The organism is Asaia astilbis JCM 15831 (genome assembly GCF_000613845.1).
GTDB classification, from domain to species: domain Bacteria; phylum Pseudomonadota; class Alphaproteobacteria; order Acetobacterales; family Acetobacteraceae; genus Asaia; species Asaia astilbis.
This window is the reverse complement of sequence record NZ_BAJT01000002.1, coordinates 1-24,002: the sequence shown is the minus strand read 5'-3', so window position 1 is coordinate 24,002 and position 24,002 is coordinate 1. Positions and strand designations below refer to the sequence as shown.

Annotated in this window: 35 protein-coding genes and 4 pseudogenes; 37 read left to right on the top strand and 2 right to left on the bottom strand. The window is 59.6% G+C overall.

Annotated elements, in window-relative coordinates; translation table 11 throughout:
- Positions 1–23: 23 nt before the first annotated feature.
- The 17 genes and pseudogenes from JCM15831_RS15740 (at position 24) to JCM15831_RS23810 (ending at position 10,536) form a co-directional block, all read left to right on the top strand.
- Positions 24–494: a hypothetical protein gene (locus JCM15831_RS15740; protein WP_025822221.1), complete on the top strand. Its 471-nt coding sequence runs from the start codon at positions 24–26 to the stop codon at positions 492–494.
- A complete protein-coding gene (locus JCM15831_RS01525) occupies positions 491–1,090 on the top strand; it encodes a hypothetical protein (RefSeq protein WP_025822219.1) in 600 nt (199 codons plus the stop codon). The genes JCM15831_RS15740 and JCM15831_RS01525 overlap by 4 nt, the downstream gene beginning before the upstream one ends.
- A complete protein-coding gene (locus JCM15831_RS01520) occupies positions 1,090–1,284 on the top strand; it encodes a hypothetical protein (protein WP_025822217.1) in 195 nt (64 codons plus the stop codon). Before JCM15831_RS01525 ends, JCM15831_RS01520 begins: the two co-directional genes overlap by 1 nt.
- Positions 1,277–2,809 carry a replicative DNA helicase gene (locus tag JCM15831_RS01515; protein WP_025822216.1) on the top strand — a complete coding sequence of 511 codons (1,533 nt, stop codon included), beginning with the start codon at positions 1,277–1,279 and terminating at the stop codon, positions 2,807–2,809. Before JCM15831_RS01520 ends, JCM15831_RS01515 begins: the two co-directional genes overlap by 8 nt.
- Positions 2,806–3,102, top strand: a complete 297-nt coding sequence (locus JCM15831_RS01510) for a hypothetical protein (RefSeq protein ID WP_025822214.1) — start codon at positions 2,806–2,808, stop codon at positions 3,100–3,102. Before JCM15831_RS01515 ends, JCM15831_RS01510 begins: the two co-directional genes overlap by 4 nt.
- A 1-nt stretch (position 3,103) precedes the next feature.
- Positions 3,104–3,937 (top strand): hypothetical protein, encoded by an 834-nt coding sequence (locus JCM15831_RS01505; protein ID WP_025822212.1) that lies wholly within the window; start codon positions 3,104–3,106, stop codon positions 3,935–3,937.
- Positions 3,934–4,074: a hypothetical protein gene (locus JCM15831_RS21270; protein WP_156938687.1), complete on the top strand. Its 141-nt coding sequence runs from the start codon at positions 3,934–3,936 to the stop codon at positions 4,072–4,074. The genes JCM15831_RS01505 and JCM15831_RS21270 overlap by 4 nt, the downstream gene beginning before the upstream one ends.
- 5 nt (positions 4,075–4,079) lie before the next feature.
- A complete protein-coding gene (locus JCM15831_RS01495) occupies positions 4,080–4,604 on the top strand; it encodes a DUF6362 family protein (RefSeq protein WP_035773626.1) in 525 nt (174 codons plus the stop codon).
- 115 nt (positions 4,605–4,719) lie between these two features.
- A complete protein-coding gene (locus tag JCM15831_RS01490; RefSeq protein WP_025822208.1) occupies positions 4,720–4,947 on the top strand; it encodes a hypothetical protein in 228 nt (75 codons plus the stop codon).
- A gap of 159 nt (positions 4,948–5,106) precedes the next feature.
- Entirely contained in the window at positions 5,107–5,709 is a 603-nt protein-coding gene (locus tag JCM15831_RS01485) for a terminase small subunit (protein WP_025822206.1), read from the top strand.
- Positions 5,684–6,580: a phage terminase large subunit family protein gene (locus JCM15831_RS23770; RefSeq protein WP_308417111.1), complete on the top strand. Its 897-nt coding sequence runs from the start codon at positions 5,684–5,686 to the stop codon at positions 6,578–6,580. Before JCM15831_RS01485 ends, JCM15831_RS23770 begins: the two co-directional genes overlap by 26 nt.
- A pseudogene (locus JCM15831_RS23765) lies at positions 6,577–7,272 on the top strand (terminase gpA endonuclease subunit); the annotation flags it as partial. The gene JCM15831_RS23770 and the pseudogene JCM15831_RS23765, both read left to right, overlap by 4 nt.
- An 80-nt stretch (positions 7,273–7,352) precedes the next feature.
- Positions 7,353–7,565 (top strand): annotated as a pseudogene (locus JCM15831_RS22195) (terminase gpA endonuclease subunit); the annotation flags it as partial.
- A gap of 6 nt (positions 7,566–7,571) precedes the next feature.
- The gene (locus JCM15831_RS22190) at positions 7,572–7,814 is read left to right on the top strand and encodes a hypothetical protein (protein ID WP_232227960.1); all 243 of its coding nucleotides are present in this window, start codon (positions 7,572–7,574) and stop codon (positions 7,812–7,814) included.
- 4 nt (positions 7,815–7,818) lie between these two features.
- Positions 7,819–8,583, top strand: a complete 765-nt coding sequence (locus JCM15831_RS01475) for a hypothetical protein (RefSeq protein WP_025822204.1) — start codon at positions 7,819–7,821, stop codon at positions 8,581–8,583.
- Positions 8,580–8,858, top strand: coding sequence for a gpW family head-tail joining protein (gpW, locus tag JCM15831_RS01470; protein ID WP_025822202.1), 279 nt, complete (start codon positions 8,580–8,582; stop codon positions 8,856–8,858). Before JCM15831_RS01475 ends, gpW begins: the two co-directional genes overlap by 4 nt.
- Positions 8,855–10,536: pseudogene (locus tag JCM15831_RS23810) on the top strand (phage portal protein). The gene gpW and the pseudogene JCM15831_RS23810 overlap by 4 nt, the downstream one beginning before the upstream one ends.
- Positions 10,537–10,544: 8 nt before the next feature.
- Here the strand turns inward: JCM15831_RS23810 and JCM15831_RS01460 are convergent.
- Positions 10,545–10,823, bottom strand: coding sequence for a helix-turn-helix domain-containing protein (locus JCM15831_RS01460; RefSeq protein ID WP_025822201.1), 279 nt, complete (start codon positions 10,821–10,823; stop codon positions 10,545–10,547).
- The gene (locus tag JCM15831_RS01455; RefSeq protein WP_232227931.1) at positions 10,792–11,142 is read right to left on the bottom strand and encodes a BrnT family toxin; all 351 of its coding nucleotides are present in this window, start codon (positions 11,140–11,142) and stop codon (positions 10,792–10,794) included. The genes JCM15831_RS01460 and JCM15831_RS01455 overlap by 32 nt, the downstream gene beginning before the upstream one ends.
- 250 nt (positions 11,143–11,392) lie before the next feature.
- Here JCM15831_RS01455 and JCM15831_RS01450 point away from each other — a divergent pair, with 250 nt between their 5' ends.
- The 20 genes and pseudogenes from JCM15831_RS01450 to JCM15831_RS15700 all read left to right on the top strand — a co-directional run.
- Positions 11,393–12,775: a hypothetical protein gene (locus tag JCM15831_RS01450; protein WP_025822197.1), complete on the top strand. Its 1,383-nt coding sequence runs from the start codon at positions 11,393–11,395 to the stop codon at positions 12,773–12,775.
- A gap of 88 nt (positions 12,776–12,863) precedes the next feature.
- Complete coding sequence (locus tag JCM15831_RS21265; protein WP_025822195.1) at positions 12,864–13,154, top strand: hypothetical protein; 291 nt, start codon at positions 12,864–12,866, stop codon at positions 13,152–13,154.
- Entirely contained in the window at positions 13,151–13,567 is a 417-nt protein-coding gene (locus JCM15831_RS01440) for a hypothetical protein (RefSeq protein ID WP_156938685.1), read from the top strand. The genes JCM15831_RS21265 and JCM15831_RS01440 overlap by 4 nt, the downstream gene beginning before the upstream one ends.
- Positions 13,568–14,415: 848 nt before the next feature.
- Positions 14,416–15,210 carry a S49 family peptidase gene (locus JCM15831_RS01420; protein WP_025822192.1) on the top strand — a complete coding sequence of 265 codons (795 nt, stop codon included), beginning with the start codon at positions 14,416–14,418 and terminating at the stop codon, positions 15,208–15,210.
- A 70-nt stretch (positions 15,211–15,280) separates the two neighbouring features.
- Entirely contained in the window at positions 15,281–15,895 is a 615-nt protein-coding gene (locus JCM15831_RS21260; protein WP_156938684.1) for a hypothetical protein, read from the top strand.
- The gene (locus tag JCM15831_RS01410; protein ID WP_025822189.1) at positions 15,892–16,311 is read left to right on the top strand and encodes a head decoration protein; all 420 of its coding nucleotides are present in this window, start codon (positions 15,892–15,894) and stop codon (positions 16,309–16,311) included. Before JCM15831_RS21260 ends, JCM15831_RS01410 begins: the two co-directional genes overlap by 4 nt.
- A 12-nt stretch (positions 16,312–16,323) precedes the next feature.
- Positions 16,324–16,863, top strand: a pseudogene (locus JCM15831_RS24155) (major capsid protein); the annotation flags it as partial.
- Positions 16,842–17,378 carry a major capsid protein gene (locus JCM15831_RS24150; RefSeq protein WP_232227930.1) on the top strand — a complete coding sequence of 179 codons (537 nt, stop codon included), beginning with the start codon at positions 16,842–16,844 and terminating at the stop codon, positions 17,376–17,378. The pseudogene JCM15831_RS24155 and the gene JCM15831_RS24150, both read left to right, overlap by 22 nt.
- A 3-nt stretch (positions 17,379–17,381) precedes the next feature.
- A complete protein-coding gene (locus tag JCM15831_RS01400) occupies positions 17,382–17,603 on the top strand; it encodes a hypothetical protein (RefSeq protein WP_025822187.1) in 222 nt (73 codons plus the stop codon).
- Positions 17,600–17,959 (top strand): head-tail joining protein, encoded by a 360-nt coding sequence (locus JCM15831_RS01395; RefSeq protein WP_025822185.1) that lies wholly within the window; start codon positions 17,600–17,602, stop codon positions 17,957–17,959. Before JCM15831_RS01400 ends, JCM15831_RS01395 begins: the two co-directional genes overlap by 4 nt.
- Entirely contained in the window at positions 17,928–18,455 is a 528-nt protein-coding gene (locus JCM15831_RS01390; protein ID WP_025822183.1) for a hypothetical protein, read from the top strand. Before JCM15831_RS01395 ends, JCM15831_RS01390 begins: the two co-directional genes overlap by 32 nt.
- Positions 18,456–18,466: 11 nt before the next feature.
- On the top strand, positions 18,467–18,667 hold the full coding sequence (locus tag JCM15831_RS01385) for a DUF2635 domain-containing protein (protein ID WP_025822181.1): 201 nt from the start codon (positions 18,467–18,469) through the stop codon (positions 18,665–18,667).
- Positions 18,664–19,059 (top strand): hypothetical protein, encoded by a 396-nt coding sequence (locus JCM15831_RS22165; RefSeq protein WP_025822179.1) that lies wholly within the window; start codon positions 18,664–18,666, stop codon positions 19,057–19,059. The genes JCM15831_RS01385 and JCM15831_RS22165 overlap by 4 nt, the downstream gene beginning before the upstream one ends.
- Positions 19,029–19,361, top strand: a complete 333-nt coding sequence (locus JCM15831_RS22160; protein WP_232227929.1) for a hypothetical protein — start codon at positions 19,029–19,031, stop codon at positions 19,359–19,361. The genes JCM15831_RS22165 and JCM15831_RS22160 overlap by 31 nt, the downstream gene beginning before the upstream one ends.
- On the top strand, positions 19,337–19,750 hold the full coding sequence (locus JCM15831_RS22155; RefSeq protein ID WP_232227928.1) for a hypothetical protein: 414 nt from the start codon (positions 19,337–19,339) through the stop codon (positions 19,748–19,750). The genes JCM15831_RS22160 and JCM15831_RS22155 overlap by 25 nt, the downstream gene beginning before the upstream one ends.
- Positions 19,751–19,825: 75 nt before the next feature.
- Positions 19,826–20,083 (top strand): hypothetical protein, encoded by a 258-nt coding sequence (locus JCM15831_RS22150; protein ID WP_232227927.1) that lies wholly within the window; start codon positions 19,826–19,828, stop codon positions 20,081–20,083.
- A gap of 65 nt (positions 20,084–20,148) precedes the next feature.
- Positions 20,149–20,532 (top strand): phage tail tube protein, encoded by a 384-nt coding sequence (locus JCM15831_RS01360; protein WP_025822173.1) that lies wholly within the window; start codon positions 20,149–20,151, stop codon positions 20,530–20,532.
- Positions 20,529–21,194 carry a phage tail assembly protein gene (locus JCM15831_RS01355; RefSeq protein WP_025822171.1) on the top strand — a complete coding sequence of 222 codons (666 nt, stop codon included), beginning with the start codon at positions 20,529–20,531 and terminating at the stop codon, positions 21,192–21,194. The genes JCM15831_RS01360 and JCM15831_RS01355 overlap by 4 nt, the downstream gene beginning before the upstream one ends.
- A 117-nt stretch (positions 21,195–21,311) precedes the next feature.
- Positions 21,312–23,651, top strand: coding sequence for a phage tail tip lysozyme (locus JCM15831_RS22145; RefSeq protein WP_025822168.1), 2,340 nt, complete (start codon positions 21,312–21,314; stop codon positions 23,649–23,651).
- Positions 23,542–24,002, top strand: a 461-nt coding sequence (locus JCM15831_RS15700) for a DNA circularization N-terminal domain-containing protein (RefSeq protein WP_232227951.1), incomplete at its 3' end; no start/stop codon positions are given. The genes JCM15831_RS22145 and JCM15831_RS15700, both read left to right, overlap by 110 nt.

The window sequence follows — 24,002 nt, the reverse complement described above, 5'->3', positions numbered from 1 at the left end:
CCCACAATTTGCAGGATACTGCCATGAATGTGCTTGCCATCAAGACGGCCACACAGGCCGTCATTCGTCGCGTCGGTGGCATCGAAGCCGCTGCCAGCTTTGCGCGTGTCGGGCGCTCTCAGCTCTCCGATTATCAGAACCGCAACGTGCCTGTGATCGTGCCCGTCGATGTCGCGATTGAGATGGATCTTTGCGCGCAAGAGCCGATCGTTCTGGCGGCCATGGCGCTGGCTGAAGGGTATCTTCTGACGCCACTCAAGGTCGGCGAGGGCGATCTTGCAACCGATATCGAGCGTGTCTCCGAGAGCTTCAATAAAACCGTCACCACGACTTTGCATGTTCTGGCAGACGGCAAGGTCGAGCCTCATGAGGTCATGTCGATGCGGGCAACACTGTCTTGTCTCATTCATTCGGCCACGACTGCCCTGAACAACCTGCGGGCTACAGACGACGCGACGGGTGAGGCCCCTGTTTCCCTGCGGGGTGCAGCATGAGAGTCGACACCCTTCCCCCGTGCCGTGCCCGGCGTCGTCAGGCACTCGCGACCGCTGCCGAACAGAACTACGCCAATGCGCTGCTTTATGAAAACAGGCAAAAACCCGGTTTTCTCCCTGCGGCCGCAGAGTTGTTTCATCGTTCGCCGCGCTCTGTGTCGTGCTGGCAGGACGTTCCGGCTTTGCATGTGCGTCCATTCATGGATGCCGTTCAATCGGGCAAGCTTTGCGCGGCCATGCAACGCCATGCACCCCAAATCACCTCGGCGGACAGAACGCGCGCGACCGACATTGTGCATGAAATGCGCCGATCACAGACAGGGCTTTCGGCTCTTTGCAAAGAACTGAAAGCGGCGCCTTCCCTGGTCAGAAAATGGAACGCCGCGCCTCTTCGCCATGTGTCGGCAATTCTTGCGCGTTTCGGGTCTCATGTCCCGGCGGCGGGAAGCAGCCATGACGTGCCTGTCGTCAAGCTTGCGACCAGCAAAGCCAGCGTGTCGGGCCTCTGGCACCGCAACTGCCTCTTTTGCAGGAAGGCTTTCAAGGTCGACTCTCCGTTCATCCGGCGCTGCGATGCACATAGGGGGGACGGCTGATGGCCCGCCCTGCTCTCGATCGCGCTCGCCTTGCCCCTGCTGTGCGTGGCTTCCACCGCAAGGGCGTTCCGGCGCGGCTTATCGCCTTTCGGCTCGGTATTTCTGAACGCAGCACGCGCGGCATGCTGAAAGATCTCGGTCTGACCATGTCACGCGCTGCGACCCCTCGAGAAATGGAGTTGCGTCATGGGTGATCTCCATGGCCTCGCGCAGCAAGTCAGCTGCAATGAGCCTCAGAATGTCGCGGCGGAACGCGCTTTGCTGGGGGCCATTCTCACCAATGGGAAACGCGTTATTCCCATGGTGGAAGAGTATCTGCGGCCCGAGCATTTCTATGATCAGCTCAACGGCATTATCTATTCGGCCGCCCTACGCATGTTTGCACAAGGCGTTGAGCCTGACCCCATTCTGATCCTTGATCGGATCGGAGGCGACGGGGTTCTGGTCGGGCAAGAGACGCGGCACTATGTCGGTCAGCTCTTGATGGCTCTGGTGGGCATTCATAATGCCGGTGATTATGGGCGCGCCATCTTCGATGCGTGGACACGCCGCGAGCTCCGCACTGTCTGCGTCGATGTCGCCCGCCTCTGCCTCAATCCAACCGGGCAGACCGGTGAGGACCTCGTGGAGCAGATGGAAGCCGGGCTTCTCGATATTGCGCATAACATGCGCGAAAGCCTGCCGAACGTCACGATTACCGAGGCGGTTCGCGAAGCCATTGCCTGCGGACGTGAGAATGTGACGCGGGGCTCTGCGCTTGCGGGGCTTTCCTGGGGCTATCCCGGCATGGATCGCATGACGGGCGGGCTGCTGGATGAGGCGCTTTATGTGATTGGCGCACGTCCTGCGATGGGTAAAACCGCTTTTGCGCTCGGCATTGCCACGCGTGTCGCGGCGGCGGGTCAGCGCGTGTTGTTCTGGTCTGGCGAAATGGCTGCCCGGCAGATTGGCGCCCGTGCTGGCGCCGCCTATGCGGGTCTTTCGACCCTCTCGGTCTTTGCTGGTCGTCGTTACGACATTCCTGAAGATATCGAGACCGGTTTACGGCCCGAGCTGGAAAAATGGCAGTGGGATGCTCTCGAAGAGGGAGAGCGGGCAACTGAAGAAGTCCCGCTCGAGCTCGATACGCGCTCGGGCCTGACAGTGGCGGGGCTCCGGTCGCGCGCGCGCAGAATGAAACGCAGCAAGCGCGGGCTCGGGCTGATCGTTCTCGATTATGTCGGGCTGATGCATGGTAGCGACGCAGCGCGCCGGCGCGGACGTTATGAAGAGATGTCCGAAATCAGTGCCGGTCTCAAATCACTCGCGAAAGAGCTCGGCATTCCCATTATCGCCCTAGCGCAGCTTAATCGCGAGGTTGAAAAGCGCGAGGACAAGCGACCGACTGAAGCTGATCTTCGTGATAGTGGCGGGCTGGAGCAGGATGCCGACCTCGTCGCGTTTCTTTATCGCGATCACTACTATCTCAAAAAAGAAGCCAGTGGCGACGGGCTCCAGAAGCGCGAGAAGGAAACGAGCGAGCAGTATGCCAATCGCTGCTCTGAATTCGAGTTTCGAATGTCTGAATCCGTTGGCAAGGCACAAGTGCTGATCCGCAAGAACCGCCATGGCGGAACAGGCGCGGTGCGGATGCGCTTTGACGACGACAGCACCTGGTTTCGTGATGAGCGTGAAGATCCGAGGAGCCCTGCGTGGGTTTGTCAGGCTAGCCCGTCATGAAACGCCGCGCCTCGCAACGTCAGCGTTATGGCGTGCATGCGCGCTCTGTCATGGCAGATCCGCGTTGGCTGGTGTTGCCGCTGTCTGCACGCGGCATGTGGCTGCACCTGACCGACATCGCCGATGCCATGCCCGAGCTACGCGCCCCGGCGCGCGGTAAGGCTCTGGCCCTGGCCGATCTCGCGCGTCTTCTGGCTGCCGACCCGAGTGAAGTGGTCGGCGCCATCTCGCATCTGATCAATCGTGACATTATCGAACCCGTCTCGGATGGGTATCGCCTGAAAGCGTTCTGACATGTCGAAATCATCAATTGAGAGCCGGGCGCTTGCCATGGTCACCCACGACCTGCGCCTTTTGACGCTCGCGGCTGAAGCGGTCGTGGTTTGGGTTCGTCTCATCTCCGCTATTCTGGAGCATGGGGCAGATGGCATCCTGCACATGGGCAGGGATGGAACACCAGACCTTACGACGCTCGCGCGGTTCAGGTTTCACCTGTCTGAAACCCAGCTCTCTACCTACATCGAAACCTATTCAAGAACCCGGCTGATAACCTACGACGCAGCCAGCGGATTGATCGGATTGCCCGAGACATTGCAACCGACACGGCGGGCGATTGCATCCCGCCTTAACGGGAAAAAGGGCGGAAGACCGCCAAAAAATGTAAACCCAACGCCTCAGAACGACCCACGCCAACGCACGGCCATGATGCCTATTTCGGGAGGAAAAACCATGTCTCGCGAAACCCAGATGACCAGCCAGGTTTCTCGCGCGCGTGAGAAGCTTAGCTTAGCTTCTAATATTAGCTTAGAAGAGAAAGCTAAGCTTGGGGCGACAGTTGGCAATGACCAAATTGATCCGGCATTCCAGCGCATAGGCCCGAAGGCTTTCGAAGCAGCGGGCTTCGATCCAGCTCGCGACATGGGCAATTTCGGCATTGTTCGCCAATGGGTCGCCGATGCATTGCATGCCGGTCTGACCGCCGAGGAGTCTGAACGGCTCATTCTCGGCGTGGTCACCGGCGTGACCGAAAGACAACGGGCCAAAGGCGCCACGATCAGCCATCTGGCTATTTTGGCAAAGCCGTCGCTATCGCCATTGAAAACCGCGACATTCCTGAAGCGCCGTTGAGCGAGGCTGAGAAAGCGGCTGATCGTGCCTGGATGAAGGACATGGATGCCTGGCGCGAAAGGCTTGCGTCTGGTGACACGAGCGGCCTGATTCCCAACCGTTCCGACTACCTCAATCGTGCAAGGGACGCTGCGTGAGCAGGATGCCCTTACGCTTCGACCCTGAACGAAGCTTGCCCGAGCAGATTGGTGAATGGCTCGATGAGGCTGCACTGACACTGGCAGCTCTTCCGGCAACGGGGCTTCGCCCTGCGGGTGCCGGTAGCGGGTGGCCGGATTATGTCCGCGAGCTTGAAGATCTCGGCTGGGATCGAGAAAGTGACGACTTTCTTCCCAGGCCTGGTGCCGATCAGGTTGAGCGCCTGGATCATGTGCTGACCTGGGTGCCTCTGATCGAGGATCGCAAGCTCAGGGCTGTGGTCAACATGCGGCTGATCGTTCACCCGATATCAGGCCGCCACAGATGGGAATGGCGCAAGATCGGCAACAAACTCGGGGCAAATCACAAGACGATTCAGGCTTGGCACCAGCGCGCCTGTGCAGTCATCGCAAAAAAATTCGACCAGATGCATTTTTTACTTCCCAAATTCCCCAATTTGCAGATATTTAAGCCTCATGATCGCGAGACGTATTGCCTGAAGGTAATGCGTCTTTTTTTGTGCTCGTGACTCGGGTCTAGGAAGGTCGTTGCCTCTCCAACTTCTCATTGAATTGTGTCGTTAGAGATTGAAGATTCACGCGTTTTAAGTTGCTCTCCACTCTTGCAACCAAGGAGAGAATACGGTGACGAACGAAGCAAGATCCATAATCCCACGCCCTGACAACCTTACTATCGATGCCGTCAACGCGGCATTCAAGGATGGGGGGATTGATGCCCATCTCACTGACCACGGTGACGGTAATCTGATTATGGCGGGTAAAGACAAAGCTGCTGCGGACACACTGCTGAGCGCGTGGATGGAAGAGCAGGAATGTGTTGTCACGTATTACAATCACGAAGATCGTGGCTAACTAGGTGAAAGTGCCAGTCCTAGGGATCGAGCCCTAAAAAATGGGTCCCTCCTGGCCAGGCCCCCTGCCGGGGCTTATTCGAACCCCGGTCGGTCGGAGTTTTTTAGTAAAATCTGGAAAGGCTTGGTGCTGTTGTTGTTTACGACTGGAGAAACTGTCATGGACGCGCCGCCAATCATTGCCCTGAACAAGGCAGAGATGGCGAAACGGCTCAAAGTGTCGCTCCCGACGATGACAAATTGGCTCGACCGCTGGCCAGATTTTCCGGTGATCGAGCGCGGCACTAACGGCAAGAGCTGGCGCTTCGATCCGCACGCCGTGTTCGACTTCCTGGCAGAGCGTCGGGAAGAGGAGCAGAGCAAGATCAGCGGGCGCGACGAGCAGCTCGAACGTCTTCAGCTTCAGTTCGATGATCTGTTCCAGCCAAAAGAGCAGCCGAGATCACTCGGCGGTGTCTCGGCAAAAGAACAGATAGACATCTGGCGGCTGCGTGAGCTCAAGCGCAAGGAAGCCGAGCGCTGCGGCAAGCTCGTGGTCGCAGACCAGATGCAGGACATGTTTTCATCGGCCTTTGCCACCCTCTCGCGTGAGTCGGGCGTCTTTCTGCGACGCCTGGCGCGTGAGCAGGATTGGCCAGAGGCCGTTCTACGCAAGGCAGAAGCCGATCTTGCCAGCATGCAGCGCAAGACGGTCAACGCCGTTCTCGACACCCTGAAACAGGAAGCCGACACCGACCATGAGCGACAGCTACACCTCGCCTGACGATGTGCTGTTTGCCGACCCGCGTGCCATTCTTGCCGAGGCCATCAAGGCCTATCTCCCACCCGAACGCATCAACACTGCCGATTATGCCGCCAAACATCGCATTCTCGACAATCGGGGCGGCGGCTATATCGGGCGCTGGAACCATGACGAAGCCCCCTTTCTGGTCGGGCCTATGGAAGCGCTGGACGAGTTGCGCTTCCTCAATGTCGCAATCGTCGGGCCTGCCCGCTCCGGCAAGACGACAGTCGGTCAAAACTGGATCCTGAAATCGATCGATGTCGATCCGGCTGACTTCCTGGTCTATGCCCAGACCGATGACGTGATCGAGAGCTATGTCAAACGCGAGATCGCCCCCATGGTCGATCTTCACCCACAGGCAAGAGAGAAGCTCGGCACCCGTCCCGTCGACAACTCGCTTAAGTTCAAACGCTTTCGCGCGATGTGGATTGAGTTCCTGGCTGCGGCCTACAACAACCTGATCAACAAATCTGCTCCACGCATCATCATGACCGAGATCGATGCCTATCCGGCCAATCTCGGAGACCCCTGCGCCCTTGCCTCGATCCGTCGCGAGACCTTCGGGCAAGAGAGCATGTTGCTGGCGGAGAGCCATCCTGACCGGGCTAACGGGCTCGATCTGTCACGCTGGACGGATGGCATCATGAAGCAATATGCGGATAGTGACCGCCGCCTCTGGTGGTGGCCCTGCCCGCACTGCAACGGCTATTCCAGCCCGAACCCTACCTCCTCGGTGCCCATGTCACTCCATTGGGAGGCCGATGCGCCACTCGATGAGATTGCGGAAAGCGCGGCGCTTCTCTGCCCGCATTGCGGGACGCTGATCGAGATAAATGGCGTCGCGCCATGAACCGGGATGGCATTTGGGTCGGTCAGGGACAGGCAATTTCGACCGAAGGTGAAGTCACAGGCGATCTGGTCAAAAGCAGGACGGCGGGTTTCTGGATCACCGGCCTGATGTCGCCCTTTATCATCGGCGGCGTGGGGGCTCTGGCCTATGACATGGCCAAGGCGCAACGCGCATTCGAAGCCACGGGTGATGACAAGGACCTACGCTCCGTCACCGTCAAGCGCTGGGGCCTCCCCTATCAGGCCAAGCGCGTGGCAGGCTCTCTCGATGCCGGGGCGATTGCGGCCCGTGCAGAGGCAGGGTTGCGTCTGGGCTTCGTGCCTGAGGGCGTGCGCTTTTTGACCGCTGCGGTCGATATCCAGTCGAACCGCTTTGAGATCCTCGTCAGAGGCTGGGGCATCAATGGCGAGAGCTGGGTCATCGATGACCGCGTCATGACAGCCGACCCGGCGACCAGCCCGTCGGATTGGGACAAGCTTCTTCTCTCTCTGGAAGGCGCGGCTTACCCGCTTGCAGACGGCTCAGGCCGGTCCATGAGGGTGCTGGCGCTCGGCTATGACAGCGGCGGGCAAGACGGTGTCACCTTGCAGGCCTATGGCGCCTGGCGTCGGTCTCGCAAGCGGCGCGGCGCCCGCCATGTCGGGAAATTCGACGGACGCGACGGCTGGACAGTGCTGCCTCTCAAAGGGGCCAGTTCGCTCAATGCCGCCTCGCTGGTCGTCACCTACCCCGACTCACAGCGCAAGGACCGCATGCTCATGCGCGTGGCGAGGTGCCGGTCGGCTTCTTCAACCCGAACCGCTTCAAGGACGACCTTTCAACACAGCTTCAGGTCGGCGAGCCGGGGCCGTGGTACGTGCATTTCCCCGGCGCTCTTCTGGCTGCCGAACCCCCTCACCCGTTCTTCGAGCAGCTCGTTGCCGAGCAGCGCCGCCCGGATGGTCGATGGGAAAAGACAACGCCGTCAGCCCGCAATGAGCGGCTCGATCTGATGGTCATGACCAATGTTGTGGCCTTCCTCTTCGGGATCTCGCGCATCAAGTGGGACTCACCGCCCGCCTGGGCGGCGGAATGGGACAGCAACAGCCTCGTCACGTCGCAGCCCACACAGGCGGACGAGCAGGCCCCGGCCCCTCGTGTCGGGGTCGCAACACAGCCCGCCCCCTCACCCGCTTCAGCGGTGACAGAGCGGCAAGATCGTATGAAGAGATTGGTTTCACGCTTAGCAAGGTAGCAACATGACGGGCGTCGATTTCAGGGTAAAGATCGACGTCCGCCCCACCATGGCGGCGTTCGACAAACTCGCCTCGAGCGAGATCCCCGACGCAATCGCCATGTCCATGAACAAGGTCGCAGGCGCTGCCAAACGCGCAATCCGATCGCGAATGACAGAGGTTTTCGACAACCCGAATAGATGGACCCTCGACTCCTTCTCCGTCCTGCCCGCCACGCCGGAACATCTGGTTGCTACGGTCATCACCAAGGACGGCACAGGCGAGAAAAGCCCCGGCGCCTACAGTTATCTTAGCATCCAGGACACGGGCGGAAGACGCCCTATGAAGCGCTCTGAATATCTGATGCGGGGCATTTCAGAGGGTCAATACTGGATACCCGGCAAGGATGCGCCGCTCGATGCCAATGGCAACATTCGATCGGGCGAAATTACCCGTATCCTAAGCCGTCTCGGCCTGTTTCAGGAGAACGGTTTCAAGGCAAACCTGACCGCCCGCAGTGCCCGCACCCTCGCCAGACGGGGCGCGAACGCGCGCGGACAACGCTCGGAATATTTCGTGGCCCGAGAGCGCGGCAACGGGCGACCGAGCGGCATCTATAAGTATATCGGCCCCGGCAAGGTGGCGCAGATCCTCGTCTTCACCCCTGCCGCGCCGAACTACAAACAACGCATTTCCTTCGACGGCATCGTCGCGGACGTGGTCGCACGCGAGACCGATCGCATGATCGGCCAGACAGTCCGCTACACATTGCGAAAGCGTCTCGAATGAGTTTCACCCGATACCCACCCATCAAGCCACGGCAAACCGCCCTTTCGGGCCTCTCGCAAGAGCAGCTCAGAGCCAATCTGGCGGCGGCGCAACAAGGCTATCACGACCTGATGATCGGCGGAAAACCGGTCTCTGTCTCTTATTCTCAGGTGAATGGCGCGCGGTCAGTGACCTACAAAGCCGCCGACAAGAACGATCTGCTCAACTACATTCAACTCCTGCAAACTCAGCTGGGAATAACCGGGCGCAGACCCTTGAGGATCACCTTTCGATGAAAGATCGCAGTGCGCTGATACTCGGCCCGGATGGCAGTCCGATGCGCCGGGCGCCCGTGCCTGCACCCTCTTCCCGTCGCCCTTCGGCCCTTAATGGCGACTGGGGCAACACGCCTTATGACGCGGCGGATATTACCGGCGCCCATATGTCGGCGTGGAACCCGTCGCTTCTGTCGCCCGATGTCGAGCTCAACATCTACCGTGACCGCATCGTCTCGCGCGTTCGCGATCTGGTGCGCAATGATGGCTGGGCATCGGGCGCGATTACCCGCGTGCTCGACAACGTCATCGGCGGTTCGTTCAAGGCCATCAGCAAGCCCGATTATCGAGCCTTGCGCGTCAAGACCGGCTTTGCCTTCGATGCCGTCTGGGCCGATGAATGGGCGCGCGAGATGGACAGTCATTGGCGCTCTTTTGCCGAGGACGAAAACCGTTATTGCGATGTCGGTCGTCGCCTCACCTTCACACAGCTTTGCTGGTCTGCCCTGCGTCATGATCTGGTGGACGGTGACGCTCTGGCGCAGATCTGCTGGCTGCCCGAGCGCATCGGGCGGGGTCGAGCTGAGTATGCAACCACCTTCAACCTCATCGACCCGACCGGCTCTCTGTTCCCCAGAATAACTGGGACATGAAGCATTGCCGGGGCGGTGTGCAGATTGACGAATGGGGCGCCACAATCGGCTATCACATCCGCAGCGCGCACCAGGGAGACTGGTTTGCCGCTGCTGAATCGCAGCAATGGCAATATATCCCGCGTGAGACAGATTGGGGCCGCCCCAATATCGTGCATCAATTCCAGACCGAGCGTGCAGGGCAGCATCGCGGCGGGGCAGGCATTCTGGCCCCGATCGTGCAGCGCCTCAAAATGCTCATCAAATATGACGGGACCGAACTCGACGCCGCAATCGTCAACGCGATCTTTGGCGCCTATGTCGAAAGCCCCTTCGATCAGGAGATGATTGGCGATGCCCTGGGCGCAGGTGATGGACTATCATCTTATCAGGACATGCGCAGCGAATTCCATTCCGGTAAAGGCATCATGCTGGGTGAGGTGCGCATGCCCATGCTGGCGCCGGGCGAGAAGATCAACGCGGTAAGTGCGGCCCGCCCCGCCTCGAATTTTGCGGATTTCGAGGCCGCGATCCTGCGCAACGTGGCAGCCGGAACCGGTCTGTCTGCAATGCAGGTCAGCAATGATTGGTCTGACGTCAATTACAGCTCGGCCCGCGCGGCGCTGATCGAGGCATGGAAAACCATGTCACGGCGACGCCTGAACTTTTCTCAGGGCTTTGCCTCTCCCCTGCGTTCGGCGTGGATGGAGGAGTGCGTCAATGTGCATCAGCTCCCGCTACCGGCTGGCGTGCCCAAGGATTATCTGGCCCGAAACTTCCCGGACCTGAAAACCCCCCTCTCCCGCTGCAAATGGCTGGGGCCGGGGCGCGGCTATATCGACCCCGTTGCAGAGCGCAAAGGATCGATCCTGAGCCTCGATTCTGGCATGTCCACGCTGGAGCAGGAAATTGCCGAGAATAGCGGTCAGGACTGGGAGGAAGTGGTCGATCAGCGTGCGGTGGAAATCGAACGGTTCAAGCTCAAAGGCGTCCCTCCCCCGGAATGGGCGTTGAACCAGGCTACCGCAGACCAGGCCTCCCAACCTCTGGAACGGGACGCGAAATAGCCCCGGCCTTACGCCACCAGACTGGCCACAAGGTCGGGGTGAGCCTCGATCACACGCAGATAAGCCATGGCGAAGTCAGGGGCGAGGCTTCTCGCCTGCTCCCAGTCTCGCAATGTGCCCACCGGGACCCGAAAGCGCTCGGCAAATTCGGGCTGGGTCAGACCGAGCGCCTTGCGGGCCATACGGATCGTACGGGCGCGCTGGCCCCGCACCATGCCTTCGTTCGAGACGTCTCTGTCTTCCTGGTCTGAAGCATCAGCCGGAAGACTTATAAGCGTTTTCTTCACTCTTGTTGCTCCTTCTAACGGAAATGAACCGGGGCTGATCGTCACGCCAGACAAACACGCCGGTGTAACTCTTGGCATCGACCAGCCCGATCACCTTGAAGCGCTCTTCCCGGTCTTCCTGTCGGATGGTGGGGAGAACGAGATGTGCCTCGTCTTTGAAAATCTCCTGACCAAAAGCGAGAGAGAGTTTGTGTTTCTCGCGGTTCAGAGCGTCTTTGACGGGGTCGAAGATCATGAAAGTGACTATACGGGAATCCCGTAGATCTGTCAAGCTGAAAAGCTGATGCCCGACCGCCTCACCTGCGTCGCGTAGCGGCATCCTCCGCCGCGCGGCCGCAAGAGTGAGCGGCTAGGACGCGGCGGACTCTTGCGGCGTTTTTTCTTTACCTGAAGAAACGAGCTTTAAAATGTGTCTTCCTATCGAGATGGATGTAAAATCGAAAAAGGAGAAATGATTCCTCATTGCTGCTTTCGGGGTAACCGTCCAGAGGTGACAGGCTTGCCATCCGCTTTCGTCGTCACGCCAGATGTTTGCGAACTTTTCCAAAGCGCGTAACCTCTGGTGTTGTATGACGCTGCACACGCTCCTCACCCGCCCGCGCCTGACTGACTACCACGGTGTCACCTTGGCGCAGGAAGATGCCGACTTTGCGATCCCATTCTTTGATGAGGATATCCCGCTCTACGTTGATCCATTCCTTATGTGGCGCTCGCCTTCTCTGCAGGACACGTCGCTGCACGGCGCGTTGATGACGACGTTCAATAATCTTGGTCAGCTTGCCCTCAACGGAAGACGCGACGAAGCAATAGACGTGCTCATTACCGCATCGGAATGCGACGAAGTAGGGCTGGGAACGTCCGCCACACGCAGTGGCAAGCGAATTGGACGTGCGAAGGCCGGCGAGATACTTGATATCTTCCGCCGCATCCCAAAATATGCGGCGCATGGCCTCGACCATCTGGAAGAGCTGCAATTTTTTGTCGAGGGTATCTCGAAGGATCGCATCAGTGATTTTGCGTGCAGTTTCCTCAAATCCTTCCTGATCGACTTCACAATCGACCAGTGCACCAAGCTTGGCATCCCTAGATTGGCCAGAACCGTGCCGAATGTATGGGACATACGAGCACGACGGTTCACCGACGTCGTCACCACCTTGCCAGTCGATCCCATAGAGGGCCGTCTTCTGCTGCTCGTGCCCAAACGCTGGCTGCGGTTCGTCCCATGGATCAGCTACGACGATTATTTTGAAAAGCACTGTCCTCAGGACGAGATCTCCCACACAGCTGAGGAGCTCACCCGTGTCGAGGTACTGAATTATAATCGCGACAATTATGGTGTTGTCGCTAGCTATATCGCTGCAAAGGAGCTTTCCTTCAAAGACGCGAAGAATGACCCGCTATTCTCGCAAATTCCCGTACGCTCGGCCAGCAGTAAGCTAGCTCAGATCAAAAAGCTTTCGAGTGGCAAAACCGACGGAGCAGATCTCAAATATGAGGCAGCGATGGGGCAGCTTCTGCCGTCGCTACTCTACCCCAACCTTGATTTTGCTCAAGCACAAGCCCGTACTGATAGTGGCGTCAGCATCCGCGACCTCATTTTCTATAACACGCAACGCGCACCCTTCCTGAGAGAGATACATGCCGACTATGGTTCGCGTCAGATCACGTTCGAGTTGAAGAATGTCGCCGAACTCGAGCGCACGCACGTTGACCAATTAAATCGCTATCTCGCCGATGAATTAGGTAGATTCGGCATATTCGTGACACGTAACCCACCTAAGAAGGCGATCAACAGGCGTATGGTGGATTTGTGGTCTGGACAACGCAAAGCGATAATAACTCTTACTGACGCAGACCTCGAGCAAATGGTTGAAGTTTTCGACACTAAGCAGCGCGATCCGCTAGACGTGATTGTTAAGAAATATGCTGAGTTTAAGCGGACCTGCCCCTAGGAGAACGATATGAAAGATTGTGAGGCTCTCGAGAAAATCGAAAAGTTGATCGGCCAAGTACTTGGACTCGACGAGGAGACTGGCCTGCTTGTTAAGAAGTCGCAACAGGTTCACGCTACGTCTGGTCAACAAGGTTATCGGTGTCTCTAATGAGTTTCTCGGGTCCGGCTATCTGCCATTCGACGACTTCGAAGCGTTCGATACGGACGACATCCCCACGAACAGCGATGTTGCACTCATCCTTGCCCAATATCTCGAAGGCACCGAACACTATCGTTCCGACAATGTCGAGCAACATGGTAGTGTATGGTGGTACGTGGTTGATGGCGAGCGTAGTGATGTGCGAACCAACGCCCCAGCGAAAGTAATTAAGAAATGAGCGACTTTGAACATATTACAACTGACGCAGCGGTAGCTACCTATAACGCCACGACCGACGTGTTCAACGCTTTGCTGCATGAGATCCGCGAGCTTTCGAAAAAAAAGCCTGATGCGACGATGAGCGCCAGTAAGGTAAAGCTCGTTAACAAGGTGCTGGATGACCTCTTGACGGTTCTCGAAAACGAACCAGAGGGAAAATATCTGCAGCGCCTCGAGAGTGACGATTTACCACAGGTGAGCGACGCACTGCTAATGATGGCTCAGTTCAATGCTGCTCTGGCCGCATTCAAAAAGAGATATTTGCAATTGGTGAGGGTCGGTTACTCTTCCGAATATCACTGGATTACCGCGGAAAAGCTGGAAGGGTGGGAAGCGGACGACGCTGAAGTAGAGACAGGTGACGATATTTGACGGCCTGCTCGTCTGTGCGCCTTCTATCCGCCTACCTTGTGTCATGACCAGTCGGTTTAGTCGAAAGCCTCCATCAGCCTTTCGCGCTTCGACCAAGCGGGAGAAGTCCGTTGATCTGGGACATCGGATGACCGTTGTTGATGCGCGTGAGGACATGGCGCAGCTAAGAGAAAGGTTCAGTCCCATTGAGTTTGTCGGTCTCGATCAGAGACGCCACGATCGCCCAACGTTCGACGCCGCCCTCACTGCCGGCAAACAAAGCATTCTTGCGCCCTAAAGCCACGGATCTGATTGCCCGCTATTTCGGATCAGAATCGTGATTGATGCGACCGTCATCAAAGAGCCGCGGCAGGTCCGTCTAGCACTCTAGCGCGTACCAGATAACTTCGGCCAGCCGGGTGTGGGCCGGGAGCAGGACCAGATTCTGCCTTAACCAAAGCTCCAGAGGACTTGCAGCTCCTCGCGGTCTTCATCCGCGCAGGCTTCTAAAACCTGGCTGGCATTTTTGTTGGAACACTCTCTGATCCGGTGCAATTACTGCTCATTTTCGAGCAGTAATTGCGCTAAGTCGAGCTCTCGTTTGATGTTCTTTTTTCGCCTGCTGTAATGAATGGGGGCAGTTATAACGGCCGCGACTACCGCTTCTATTGCCTCATTGACGCCCGGCACCAATCACACAACGTCTTTCGCAATCTTGAGATAGTTTCGCGCCTCGCCGACGGTGATCTGCGGCAAATAGCTCATTTCCTGGTCCTCACACTGCCAAACCCAAAGTTGAACGGGGCCCGCCCTGCCCGTCTCTTCAGTAAACAAACCCCAATACCTGCGTGAAAGGAAGTCTTGCCGCCATGGTGCAGCCAAGCCTTTTTCTAAACCGCCCGATCGCCTTTGCGGAATCAAGCCTCGCCTTGCTTCGTCTGGCGTTCGAGAGCGGCGGCTCTGCCGTGGCGTTGCTCGGCGAGCGTCTGTCGGAACCCGCGCCTTATGAGGTGATCAAGGGCATTGCGATCATCCCCGTTACGGGCATGCTGCTCCCCGGTTCGGGCCTGTCCTGGTCTGAAGCGACTTATTATCAGGACATTCGTCAGTCACTCGAGGCAGCGCTTGAAGATCCTGCGGTCAGAAGCCTAGCGCTGCTCGTCAATTCGCCGGGCGGCACGGTCAGTCAGTGTTTCGACACGGCAGAGCTGATCTATCAGGCGCGGGGCAGCAAGCCCATCTGGGCCATTCTCGATGATGCGGCGTATTCCGCTGCCTATGCCATTGCCTCGGCTGCCGATTTCATCACTGTGCCCCGCACCGGTGGCACGGGCTCGATCGGCGTTGTCGGCATGCATCTTGATGTCACGGCGTCGCTTGCCGATGCCGGTATCAAGGTCACCACCTTCCAGTTTGGCGAGAGAAAAACCGACTCTTACCCCACTACCGCCATGACCGAGCCCGCACGCACCCGCATGCAGGCCGATATTGACGAGCTGGGGGAAATGTTCGTCGCGCTCGTCGCTCGTAATCGAAATATCTCGCCTGAGAGCGTGCGGAACACACAGGCCGCCACCTTCCTCGGTGAGAAGGGCGTGGCTCTCGGTCTCGCAGACCGGACCGCCACGCCGCAAGAGGCCATCAGCGCATTGCTGAAGGTCTGACGTCCCTCCTCTTTCTGCCCACACGCAAGGCCCCTTCCGGGGCCTTTTTTTATGCCCTGGAGAGTCATCCATGATTGGAAATTACAAATTCGGCCACCTCTTCGGCGGGTCGTCCCTCAGCTCGAGCGCTGCCTCGCGCGTCGATCCGGTCCTGCCTCACTCCGTAGCGGCCAGGCGGGCGGAAGATGATGACAACGAGCCGAACCACCCCGACCCGGAAACCGGCAAGCGCGGCAAAAAGGGCAAGAAAGCCCGCCGTGCCGAAGAGCAGGACGACGAGACCGGAGCCGAAGAGGGCGACGACGAGACCGACGCCGAAGACCAGGACGACGAAGACACAGCCAAGGCCCGCGCCCGTGAACGGGGCCGCATCGCTGCCATCATGAGCAGCAACGCCGCTGCCGGAAATCCCATCCTCGCCCTCGACCTCGCGCTCAACACGCGCATGACCCGCGAGGAGGTCGTCGGCACGCTCACGCGCACCGGTGCCAGCCTCAGCCCCGCCCCGGCTACGGCTCAGGCTGAAACGCCGCTCAGCCAGCTCGATGCCCGCACTGACCCGCGCCCGCACGGCCCCTGCACTCTCCGAGGACGGTCACAACCGCCCCGACCCGAACACGCCCTCAGGTGTGGCAGCCCGCCTGAACGCGATCCATCATCAGATGACAGGACGTTAACCCCATGAGCGACAGCATTACTCAGGGCATCTATCCCCAGACGCCCGGCGCCTTCGACGCCACGTTCCTGCCCGATCAGCTCATTGCCGGGGTCTTTCAGCCCGTCACGGGAAACGTGACGCTTGCGGGCGGCAATGGCGTGCTCAAGCGCGGCACGGTGCTTGGCGCCATCACGGCAGGCGGCAAGCACGTCCCGGCCAGCTCGTCCGCGTCGGATGGCAGTCAGAACCCGGTCGCGATCCTGGCAGACACCTATGACACCACCTCCGGCGATGTCGTCGGCGCAGGTGTCTATCTGACGGGCGAATTCAACATCAACGCCGTGACGCTTGGTGCCGGTCTGACGCCGGAAGCCGCCACGGCAGCGCTGCGCCCCCTCTCCATCTTTCTGAAATCTGCGGTCAGTGCCGCCGATCCTTCCTGAGGAGCCTGACCCGTGAACGCCATTTCTATCTATGACACCAATGTTCTGGTGCAGGTCATCGCCAACCTGAAGACCGCTCAGACCTTCTTTCTCGATGGTTTCTTCGGCAACATCATTGAGAGCGACACGCAATATGTTTCGATCGATGTCGATGTCGGAAAGCGCCGCATGTCGCCTTTTGTAAGCCCGCTTGTCGAAGGCAAGCTGGTTGAGCAGCGGCGCATTCAGACCAACGTATTCGAGCCGCCCTACGTCAAGGACAAGCGAGCCCCTGATCTGATGCGTCCTGTCCGTCGCATGCTGGGTGAACGCATTGGTGGCGGTCCCATGAGCGCGGCGGAGCGCATGGAAGCCAATCTGATGTTCGAGCTGAACGATCAGATCGACATGCTCAAGCGTCGTCAGGAATGGATGGCTGCTCAGGCGCTGCTCACTGGTAAAGTGACAGTTTCCGGTGATGGCTTCCCGACGTCGACAATCGATTTCATGCGCGATCCGTCGCTCACGATTGTACGCTCGGGCGCGAGCATGTGGGACGCTCCCAACTCAACGGCCAGCCCTACCGACGACGTCACGGCCTGGTCTGCGGCCATGCTCAAAGCGAGCGGCGCCAACCTGACCGATCTCTCTTCACGAACAGCCCTTACAATGCGCTGCTCAAAGACGAGACGATCAAGACCGCCATTCTCAACTCTGCCCTCCGGCAGAATGACGACGCCAATTTCCAGTTCGGCCCCAAGGTGGCGCCGGGTGCTATCCTCAAGGGTTACTGGGGCACGATCCGCGTCTGGCTTTATAACGACTGGTATGTCGACGAAAACAACAAGGAACAGCCGATGATTCCTGACGGGACGGTTCTCGGCGTTTCCGATCAGCTGAATGGTACCCGTGCCTATGGCGCTATCAAGGACCCGGAATTCGCTTATGGCGCCATGGCCTACGCGCCCAAGAGCTGGACGCAGAAAGACCCTGCGCAACGCTTCCTGATGTTGCAGTCGGCCCCGCTCGTTATCCCGAGCCGGGTCAATGCCTGCCTTGCCGCAACCGTTACCAGTGCAGCGAGCTGACCCATGAGCACCGAAACCAGAACCGTCACCGTCCGGGTCCTGCCCGGACGGGTTTTCATCCATGACGACGCGCGCGTCGATGAGGGTGATGTCATTACGCTCTCGGCAGCTCAGGCAGACACGCTGATCAAGGGCGGCCATGTCGAGCGGGTCGATGACGTCGAGCCCGAAGAGCCGAAAAAGAAGAGCGGCACCGACAAGACGCAGGAGCAAGGGGCGACATGATCGACTTCGACGGCCTGACCCTCGGGCCGTGCATGCAGGCCTATGGGGAGGAGGTCCTGTACGAGCCGACCGACGGGCCTTCCTACCACATCAAAGGTATTTTTGACGATACCTTTGTGCCCACCCTCCCCGATGACGGGACCGAACTCACACCGTCGCACATCACCAGTTATTCAGCCGTGCTCGGTGTGCAGCTTTCGCAGATGCACGCTCTGCCGGTCAAGGATGACGGGCTGACGGTGCGTGAGCAGGCCTTCACCGTGCGTGAGGCCCGTGCTGACGGTCGGGGCAGCATGTTGCTCATGCTCAAATTCAGAGATGTCGATGACGATCCCTTACCGCCTCTTATTGCGTGAAACGGCCTGTGCCGTGCTTCGCGCTTCGGGCACCGATGCGGGTGAAAAAGTCTTTACTGCCCGCAGCACCCCGACATCCGTCGAAAGCCTGCCGCAAATCGTGCTTCAGGTGCCGATCGACCACGGTGAAAGCCTCGGTCGATCAGCGCCGGGCCTGACGCGCGTGGCCTGTCTCGTGGTCGTGGGCAAGGTCTCGCACAAATCAGAAGACAAGACCCAGCTCGCGCTCGATCGGCTGGGCAGCCAGATCGAATATGCCCTCATGCAAAGCCCGGATCTGCAACGCATGATCCAGCAAGTGACAGAACTCGACATACGCACCCAGATCGACGCGTCGAGCGAGACCTTTCTCGGCATGGTCACGGTGCGTCTCGGGCTGGAATACACCGAATATTTCAAAGTGACCGGTCTGCCTCTGAAGCAGATCGACGGCCATCTCAGCGCAAACGGCAATGACGATTTTGCCGATCTGCGCGTCACCTTCTCCAATAAATGAGGTCCCACCCCATGCGCGTGAAACCCGCAGAAGGCCGCGCCGTGCGCTGGCCTGGCACGCTGCGCCTGCTGGAAGATACGGGCGAAGACGTGCCGGAAACCGCCTTTTGGCTGCGTGCCAAAGCAACAGGCGATGTCATCGAGGCCGCCGCCTCTCCCGAGGTGATCGAGCCCGCATCAGGCCGCAAGAGCGCGGCGGGAGGCAAAGAATGAGCGATACCATCACCATTCCGGGTTACTCCGCAGATAACCGCGTTCCGGGTGTCTATTTCGCGCTCGACAACTCGAGAGCGAACACGGCCACGGCGGCGCGGCGCGTGCTCGTTATCAGCGGCAAGCTGGCGACAGGCTCGGCCACATCGGGCGTTGCCGAGCTCTCGCTCGGCGCAACCGATGCGGCCAGCAAATACGGCGTCGGCTCGCAGGCGGCTCGTGCCGTCGCCTGGTATCGCGCGATTGACACTCAGGGCGAGCTCTGGGTCATGAGCCTTGACGATGACAGCGCGGCAACAGCGGCAAGCGGGTCGTTCACCATCTCGGGCACAGCTACGGCTCGGGCACGCTGTCGCTCTATGTGGGCGATCAGCTCGTCAATACGATGGTGACAACGGGCGATACGGCGGCAACGATCGCGGGCAATGTGGTGGCGGCCTCGGAAGCCATTTCCGGCCTTGCGGCAACGATTGCCTCAGACGGCCCCGTGCCGGGTGTGGTCAAGGTCACGGCCCTGAACAAGGGGCTTGCATGCAACGACACGCGGCTTGCGGTCTCGCTGCTGGGCACGGCTGGGGGGCAGAGCGTGCCCAAGGGTCTGACCGTGACCGTGGCGCAAATGGCAGGCGGCACAGGCGCCCCTACGGCGCTGCCTGGGGCTCTCGCTCCATGGGCGAACGCGTCTATGACCTGATTATTCACCCTTACACCGATAGTGGGAGCCTGCGCGCGCTCAAGGAGACGCTCGCCTCGCGGTGGTCGCCTATGTCGCAGCTCTATGGCCACGCCATTACCGCCTTTCGGGGCAGCTATGGCGAGGCAACAAAGTTCGGGCTCGAACAGAATGACCAGCACGCCACGGTCATGCCCATCTCCGACAGCCGTCCGATCCGTTGCGCTGGGCGTCTGAAATCGGGGCACATGTGGCGCTTTCGATGCGGGCAAATCCGGCCACGCCTGTCACGGCTCTGGCCCTCAATGCCCTGCCGCCAAGCGATGCCGGGCGTTTCACATTCGAAGAGCGTAACAGCCTGCTTCATGACGGGCTCTCGACCCATCTGGTCGGCGATGACGGCACGGTGAGCATTCAGCGGCTGATCACCACCCATCAGAAGAACGCGGCTGGCCAGCCCGATAACAGCTATCTCGTCTCGAGACATGATGCAGGCCACGGTCTGCCTTCAGGACATGGCGGCTTATCTGGGCACCCAGTGTCAGGGCGCCATTCTGGTGGCTGACGGGGCCAAGGCCAGCGCGGGCACAAAGGTCATGACAGCTCAACTGGTCGGCAAATACTGCGCCGCCCGCTATCGCTGGCAAGAGGCGCAATACTGGGTTCAGAACGGCGATTATTTTGCAGCCAATATCGTGGCGCAATGTCGGCGAGGGCGTGGTCAAGCTGATGATGCCTTATGACTTTGCCGGTCAGCTCTGGATCATCGCGGGCAATGCCCAATTCGTGAAATCGTAAGGAGCTCGGCATGTCAGAGAGCGCATATCGCGGCCCCCTTGCGGGGACTGCAACGCTTACCATCAACGGCGAGACCTGGAATATCGTGGGTGATGCCCAGTGGCAGGCCACGGGGTTTGCCAATGAAACCCTCAAAGGACAGTCTGCGACTGAGGGCTTTGGCAGAATGCCCCAACAGGGCTTTTTTCAGGCCACCCTTCGTGACCGTCGCGACCGTGCCACGTCCAATTTTCAGGGCGCGAGCGGGCTCGACATCACGCTGGAACAGGCAAACGGCAAGATCATTACCGTCGTCGCTGGCTGGCAGACCGGTGAGATCACGGTCAACACGCAGGAAGGCACGTTCGAACTGCACGTCGAGAGCGACATCGTGACAGAGGATACCGTCGGATGAACACCCCCACAGATGCCGAAGTCATGGCCGCCCTGGCGGATGCTGCACAGGAAAACGAGACGTCGGATGAAGGGCGTCTCGTCCTTACTTTCGAGCCCGCCATTTCGGTCAAGGGGAATGAGTATTCCCGCCTCGAGCTGTCAGAGCCCTGCGTGTTCCATGTGCTCGAAGCGTCGAAGAAGATCGGCAACCGTCCGACGCAGGAGACGGTCTATGACTCGCAGATCGATCTTGTCGCCCGCGTCTCGGGCTGGCCCCTGACGGCGCTCCATGCCCTGCCCTCACGCAAGCTCGATGAGGCGATCATCTTCGTGACCGATTTCGAGGAAAAGGCCCGTCGCCAACCCGATGAGGCCCCAAGCTATGACGACGAGCGTGTGCTCTTTGCCAAGCGCGAGATCGAGGCCGTGAACAGCCTGTGGCGTGACATGACCCTGCGTGAGCCGAGTGTGGCAGAGCGCCGGGTGTTCAAGGTGGCACAGGGCAAGGGCAACGTTACCGCCTATATGCGCGGCGAGATGCAGCTTGTTTCGAGCATAAGCAAATGGCCTGACGCGGCCATTCTCAAAATGCCGATCAGTCTCTTTGCCCGTGCGGCTGATTACTGCACCGGTTTTTTTATTCCTGGCCCGCAAACTGGGAGCAGCTCGGCGCAGACCTGACCGAGGTCTTTCCGGGCTGGACACGCACCGAATGCGAGAACCTGACCGGGGCAGAGCTCTGGCGCGCGGCTGAAGACGCGCGCCGGATCTGCGACCGACGAGCAAAGGAAGCCAAACGTGGCAGGGAAAAGCGTTAGCGTTGCCATCACGGCGCAGGATCGAGCCAGCTCGACGCTGGAGCGCATCAATAGCCGTCTGGCACATATGCAGGTGCCTGCTCGTCGCACTTTTGGCGCCCTGCAACGCTTCTCACAGGTCAGCGGGCTCACGCGGCTGCGCGGCGGCCTGTCTAGCGTCGCGCGTGAAGGTGTCTCGGCCTTTCGCTCCATCGGTCAGATTGCGCCGGTTCTCGGCACGATCACGGGGGCAACTTCGGTTGCGGGTGTTTATCGTCTGGCCAGTGCCTGGGCGAAGATGGGCACCGAGATCCGCACCACCTCGCACGCAATCGGCATTGCGCCCGATCGGCTGGCCAAGCTTCAAAATGCCGCGCGGCTCTCAGGCGGCACGGGCGAGGCCGTCTCAGGCGCGCTGCAATCGCTCTCACAAACACAATGGGAAATGGCGCATGGTTTTGCGCCTGAAGCTCAGGCCACGTTCCAGGCGCTGTTCAAGGGCACCGGGGCCAGCCTGAAGCAGGTCGAACAGATGAAGCCGGAAGAGCTTTTCGACCGGCTCATCAAGCGTCTGCGTGGCATCAAAAACCCTGCAGCTCAGGCCGTCGCCGCGCAGAAGCTTTTTGGCGGTGCGGCGGCTGGCCTGCTGCCGATCCTGCAGCAGACCGAGAAAGACTATCAGGCCAATATTCGCCTGTCGGAACGCTATGGCGTCAATAACCAGAAAGGGGCCGACGCTGCCGCCAATTTGCAGCGCTCTTTCACGGGGCTGGCTCTGGCGGGTGAAGGGCTCGGCTTCAGCATTGCTCAGGCCATTGAACCCAGAGTGCGGACTGTCATCGATGCGATGTCAGGCTGGATTGCAGAAAACCGCGAATGGATTGCCCTGCGCATCGGCAGGATCTTCGATCAGGTTGCCGATGCGGTCGGGCGGGTCGTGAAATGGCTGCAGGATGGCGGCTGGGACGAAATCACCGGCAAGATCGGCAAGATTGTCGACACGCTGGGCGGCTGGAGACAGGCCGCCATTGACGTCGGCATTGTCGTCGGTGCGCTTTATGCTGCCCCTGCCCTGGCCGGGCTCGCGGCCTTTGCGGCAAGTGTTCTGTCGATCTACCGCGCTTTTCAGAAAGTCACCGCTGCAGCCGAGGCCGCCAATGCTGCGGCAAACCCGGTTGCCTCTGCGGGTAAGAAAAGCGGCATCCTGCGCAAGGTGGCGCGTGGGGCGGGATATCTCGGCCTTGCCGGTGTGCTGGCGGAAGGCGCTCAACAGGGCGCCGATGCTCTGGGCTGGCAACACGCGTCACAGAAGATCAGCGCCAATATCGACCACAGGCTCGGCACCGACCTGCCTTATGCCTATCAGGCTTATAAATATTACACTGAGCACGGGCGCAGCTCTGCCGAGGCCTCGGGCCTGGTGGCGCGTCTCAGCCGGGAAAGCGGATTTAACGTCAATGCTGAAGGGGATGGCGGCAAGGCCTACGGCATTGCCCAATGGCATCCGGCGCGACAGGCGGATTTCGAAAGGCAGTTCGGCCATAACATCCGAAACTCGACTTTCGAAGAGCAGCTTCAGTTTTCAGACTGGGAGCTGAACCACACCGAGAAAAAGGCCGGTGATCGCCTGCGTGAGTCCAGAACGGCGGCGGAAGCCGGGGCAGCGGCCTCGCTCTATTATGCCCGCCCGCAGGACACACTTGGCGAGGCATCGGCAACGGCCAGAGACGCCACGCTCTGGCAGCGTCGTCTTGAAGAACGCGACCGCTACGGCTCGAACAGCTTCGCAGCCTGGGGGCACGACACGCTTGCCCGGATCAGGGGAAGTTTCAGCGCGCCCGATCAGCAAGCTGCCGAGGCTCCTGCACCACAGGCCAGCCCCGGCAATGCCGATTGGGGTCAGAACCAGATCAGTGGGCTCAGGGCACCTGCAGCGGCGCAGTCTTCGGTCAAAATCGAGATCGACCACAAAAACGCGCCGGACGGCACAAAGATGAAGGCCACCAGCTCGTCACCTGACGTGCAGATCTCGAAGGTTCGCACCTCGCGAGCCATGGACCGACTGCCACGTCGACGGGGTATTAGATCCGACGCTTTTCGGGAGCGGTTGCCTCGAGGATCCGTTTCACCATCACCGACCGTAGCAAAGGCCCGCATCACGCGGGCCTTTGTCATTTCAGACGCAGGGAATTGTCATGTCTGGCTCGTTGCGCCGCGTTGCGGCTCAGTATCTGCAATGCTCGTTCAGGGGCATTCCGTTTGCCGTCATGGGCAGTGGCGGGCAAGCGGGGCGCAATACGGCTGTACATGCCTATCCGTGGCGAGATGGCGTCTGGGTTGAGGATATGGGCAAGCAGGGCCGCCAGTATCACGTCTCCGGCCTGCTGGTGGGGCCTGCCTGTTATGCCCAGCGTGACTTGCTGGTGCGCGCTGCGGAAATCGAGGGGCCTGGCGTGCTGGTTCATCCTACGGTCGGGCTCTTTCGCGTGTCGCTCATGCGGCTTGAATGGCGCGAGCGCGATGGAATGTCGAACGTCATCGACCTGTCTTTCGACTTCATCGAAAAGACCGATCTGCTCGGCGGTCTGGTCACGACGGCGCTTCATGCCGCGATTGGCGTCGCCTCGGCCCTGCTGCGATCCTCTTCGCTCTCCGATCATCGCGCGGCGACGGCAGCCCCGTTCAGGCGGGG

What these genes read in the sequence shown, in the direction of transcription:
- JCM15831_RS15740 (WP_025822221.1), top strand. Translation starts at nt 24, where the DNA reads ATGAATGTGCTTGCCATCAAGACGGCCACACAGGCCGTCATTCGTCGC.
- JCM15831_RS01450 (WP_025822197.1), top strand. Translation starts at nt 11,393, where the DNA reads ATGACGCTGCACACGCTCCTCACCCGCCCGCGCCTGACTGACTACCAC.
- JCM15831_RS01495 (WP_035773626.1), top strand. Translation starts at nt 4,080, where the DNA reads ATGCCCTTACGCTTCGACCCTGAACGAAGCTTGCCCGAGCAGATTGGT.
- JCM15831_RS01510 (WP_025822214.1), top strand. Translation starts at nt 2,806, where the DNA reads ATGAAACGCCGCGCCTCGCAACGTCAGCGTTATGGCGTGCATGCGCGC.
- JCM15831_RS01455 (WP_232227931.1), bottom strand. Translation starts at nt 11,142, where the DNA reads ATGCCGCTACGCGACGCAGGTGAGGCGGTCGGGCATCAGCTTTTCAGC.
- JCM15831_RS21260 (WP_156938684.1), top strand. Translation starts at nt 15,281, where the DNA reads ATGATTGGAAATTACAAATTCGGCCACCTCTTCGGCGGGTCGTCCCTC.
- JCM15831_RS22155 (WP_232227928.1), top strand. Translation starts at nt 19,337, where the DNA reads ATGGGCGAACGCGTCTATGACCTGATTATTCACCCTTACACCGATAGT.
- JCM15831_RS01390 (WP_025822183.1), top strand. Translation starts at nt 17,928, where the DNA reads ATGACGATCCCTTACCGCCTCTTATTGCGTGAAACGGCCTGTGCCGTG.
- JCM15831_RS23770 (WP_308417111.1), top strand. Translation starts at nt 5,684, where the DNA reads ATGAGCGACAGCTACACCTCGCCTGACGATGTGCTGTTTGCCGACCCG.
- JCM15831_RS01400 (WP_025822187.1), top strand. Translation starts at nt 17,382, where the DNA reads ATGAGCACCGAAACCAGAACCGTCACCGTCCGGGTCCTGCCCGGACGG.
- JCM15831_RS01410 (WP_025822189.1), top strand. Translation starts at nt 15,892, where the DNA reads ATGAGCGACAGCATTACTCAGGGCATCTATCCCCAGACGCCCGGCGCC.
- JCM15831_RS01520 (WP_025822217.1), top strand. Translation starts at nt 1,090, where the DNA reads ATGGCCCGCCCTGCTCTCGATCGCGCTCGCCTTGCCCCTGCTGTGCGT.
- JCM15831_RS01360 (WP_025822173.1), top strand. Translation starts at nt 20,149, where the DNA reads ATGTCAGAGAGCGCATATCGCGGCCCCCTTGCGGGGACTGCAACGCTT.
- JCM15831_RS01385 (WP_025822181.1), top strand. Translation starts at nt 18,467, where the DNA reads ATGCGCGTGAAACCCGCAGAAGGCCGCGCCGTGCGCTGGCCTGGCACG.
- JCM15831_RS01420 (WP_025822192.1), top strand. Translation starts at nt 14,416, where the DNA reads ATGGTGCAGCCAAGCCTTTTTCTAAACCGCCCGATCGCCTTTGCGGAA.
- JCM15831_RS01475 (WP_025822204.1), top strand. Translation starts at nt 7,819, where the DNA reads ATGACGGGCGTCGATTTCAGGGTAAAGATCGACGTCCGCCCCACCATG.
- JCM15831_RS22190 (WP_232227960.1), top strand. Translation starts at nt 7,572, where the DNA reads ATGGTCATGACCAATGTTGTGGCCTTCCTCTTCGGGATCTCGCGCATC.
- JCM15831_RS01525 (WP_025822219.1), top strand. Translation starts at nt 491, where the DNA reads ATGAGAGTCGACACCCTTCCCCCGTGCCGTGCCCGGCGTCGTCAGGCA.
- JCM15831_RS01515 (WP_025822216.1), top strand. Translation starts at nt 1,277, where the DNA reads ATGGGTGATCTCCATGGCCTCGCGCAGCAAGTCAGCTGCAATGAGCCT.
- JCM15831_RS01395 (WP_025822185.1), top strand. Translation starts at nt 17,600, where the DNA reads ATGATCGACTTCGACGGCCTGACCCTCGGGCCGTGCATGCAGGCCTAT.
- JCM15831_RS01440 (WP_156938685.1), top strand. Translation starts at nt 13,151, where the DNA reads ATGAGCGACTTTGAACATATTACAACTGACGCAGCGGTAGCTACCTAT.
- JCM15831_RS01355 (WP_025822171.1), top strand. Translation starts at nt 20,529, where the DNA reads ATGAACACCCCCACAGATGCCGAAGTCATGGCCGCCCTGGCGGATGCT.
- JCM15831_RS22150 (WP_232227927.1), top strand. Translation starts at nt 19,826, where the DNA reads ATGATGCAGGCCACGGTCTGCCTTCAGGACATGGCGGCTTATCTGGGC.
- JCM15831_RS01485 (WP_025822206.1), top strand. Translation starts at nt 5,107, where the DNA reads ATGGACGCGCCGCCAATCATTGCCCTGAACAAGGCAGAGATGGCGAAA.
- JCM15831_RS22165 (WP_025822179.1), top strand. Translation starts at nt 18,664, where the DNA reads ATGAGCGATACCATCACCATTCCGGGTTACTCCGCAGATAACCGCGTT.
- gpW (WP_025822202.1), top strand. Translation starts at nt 8,580, where the DNA reads ATGAGTTTCACCCGATACCCACCCATCAAGCCACGGCAAACCGCCCTT.
- JCM15831_RS01505 (WP_025822212.1), top strand. Translation starts at nt 3,104, where the DNA reads ATGTCGAAATCATCAATTGAGAGCCGGGCGCTTGCCATGGTCACCCAC.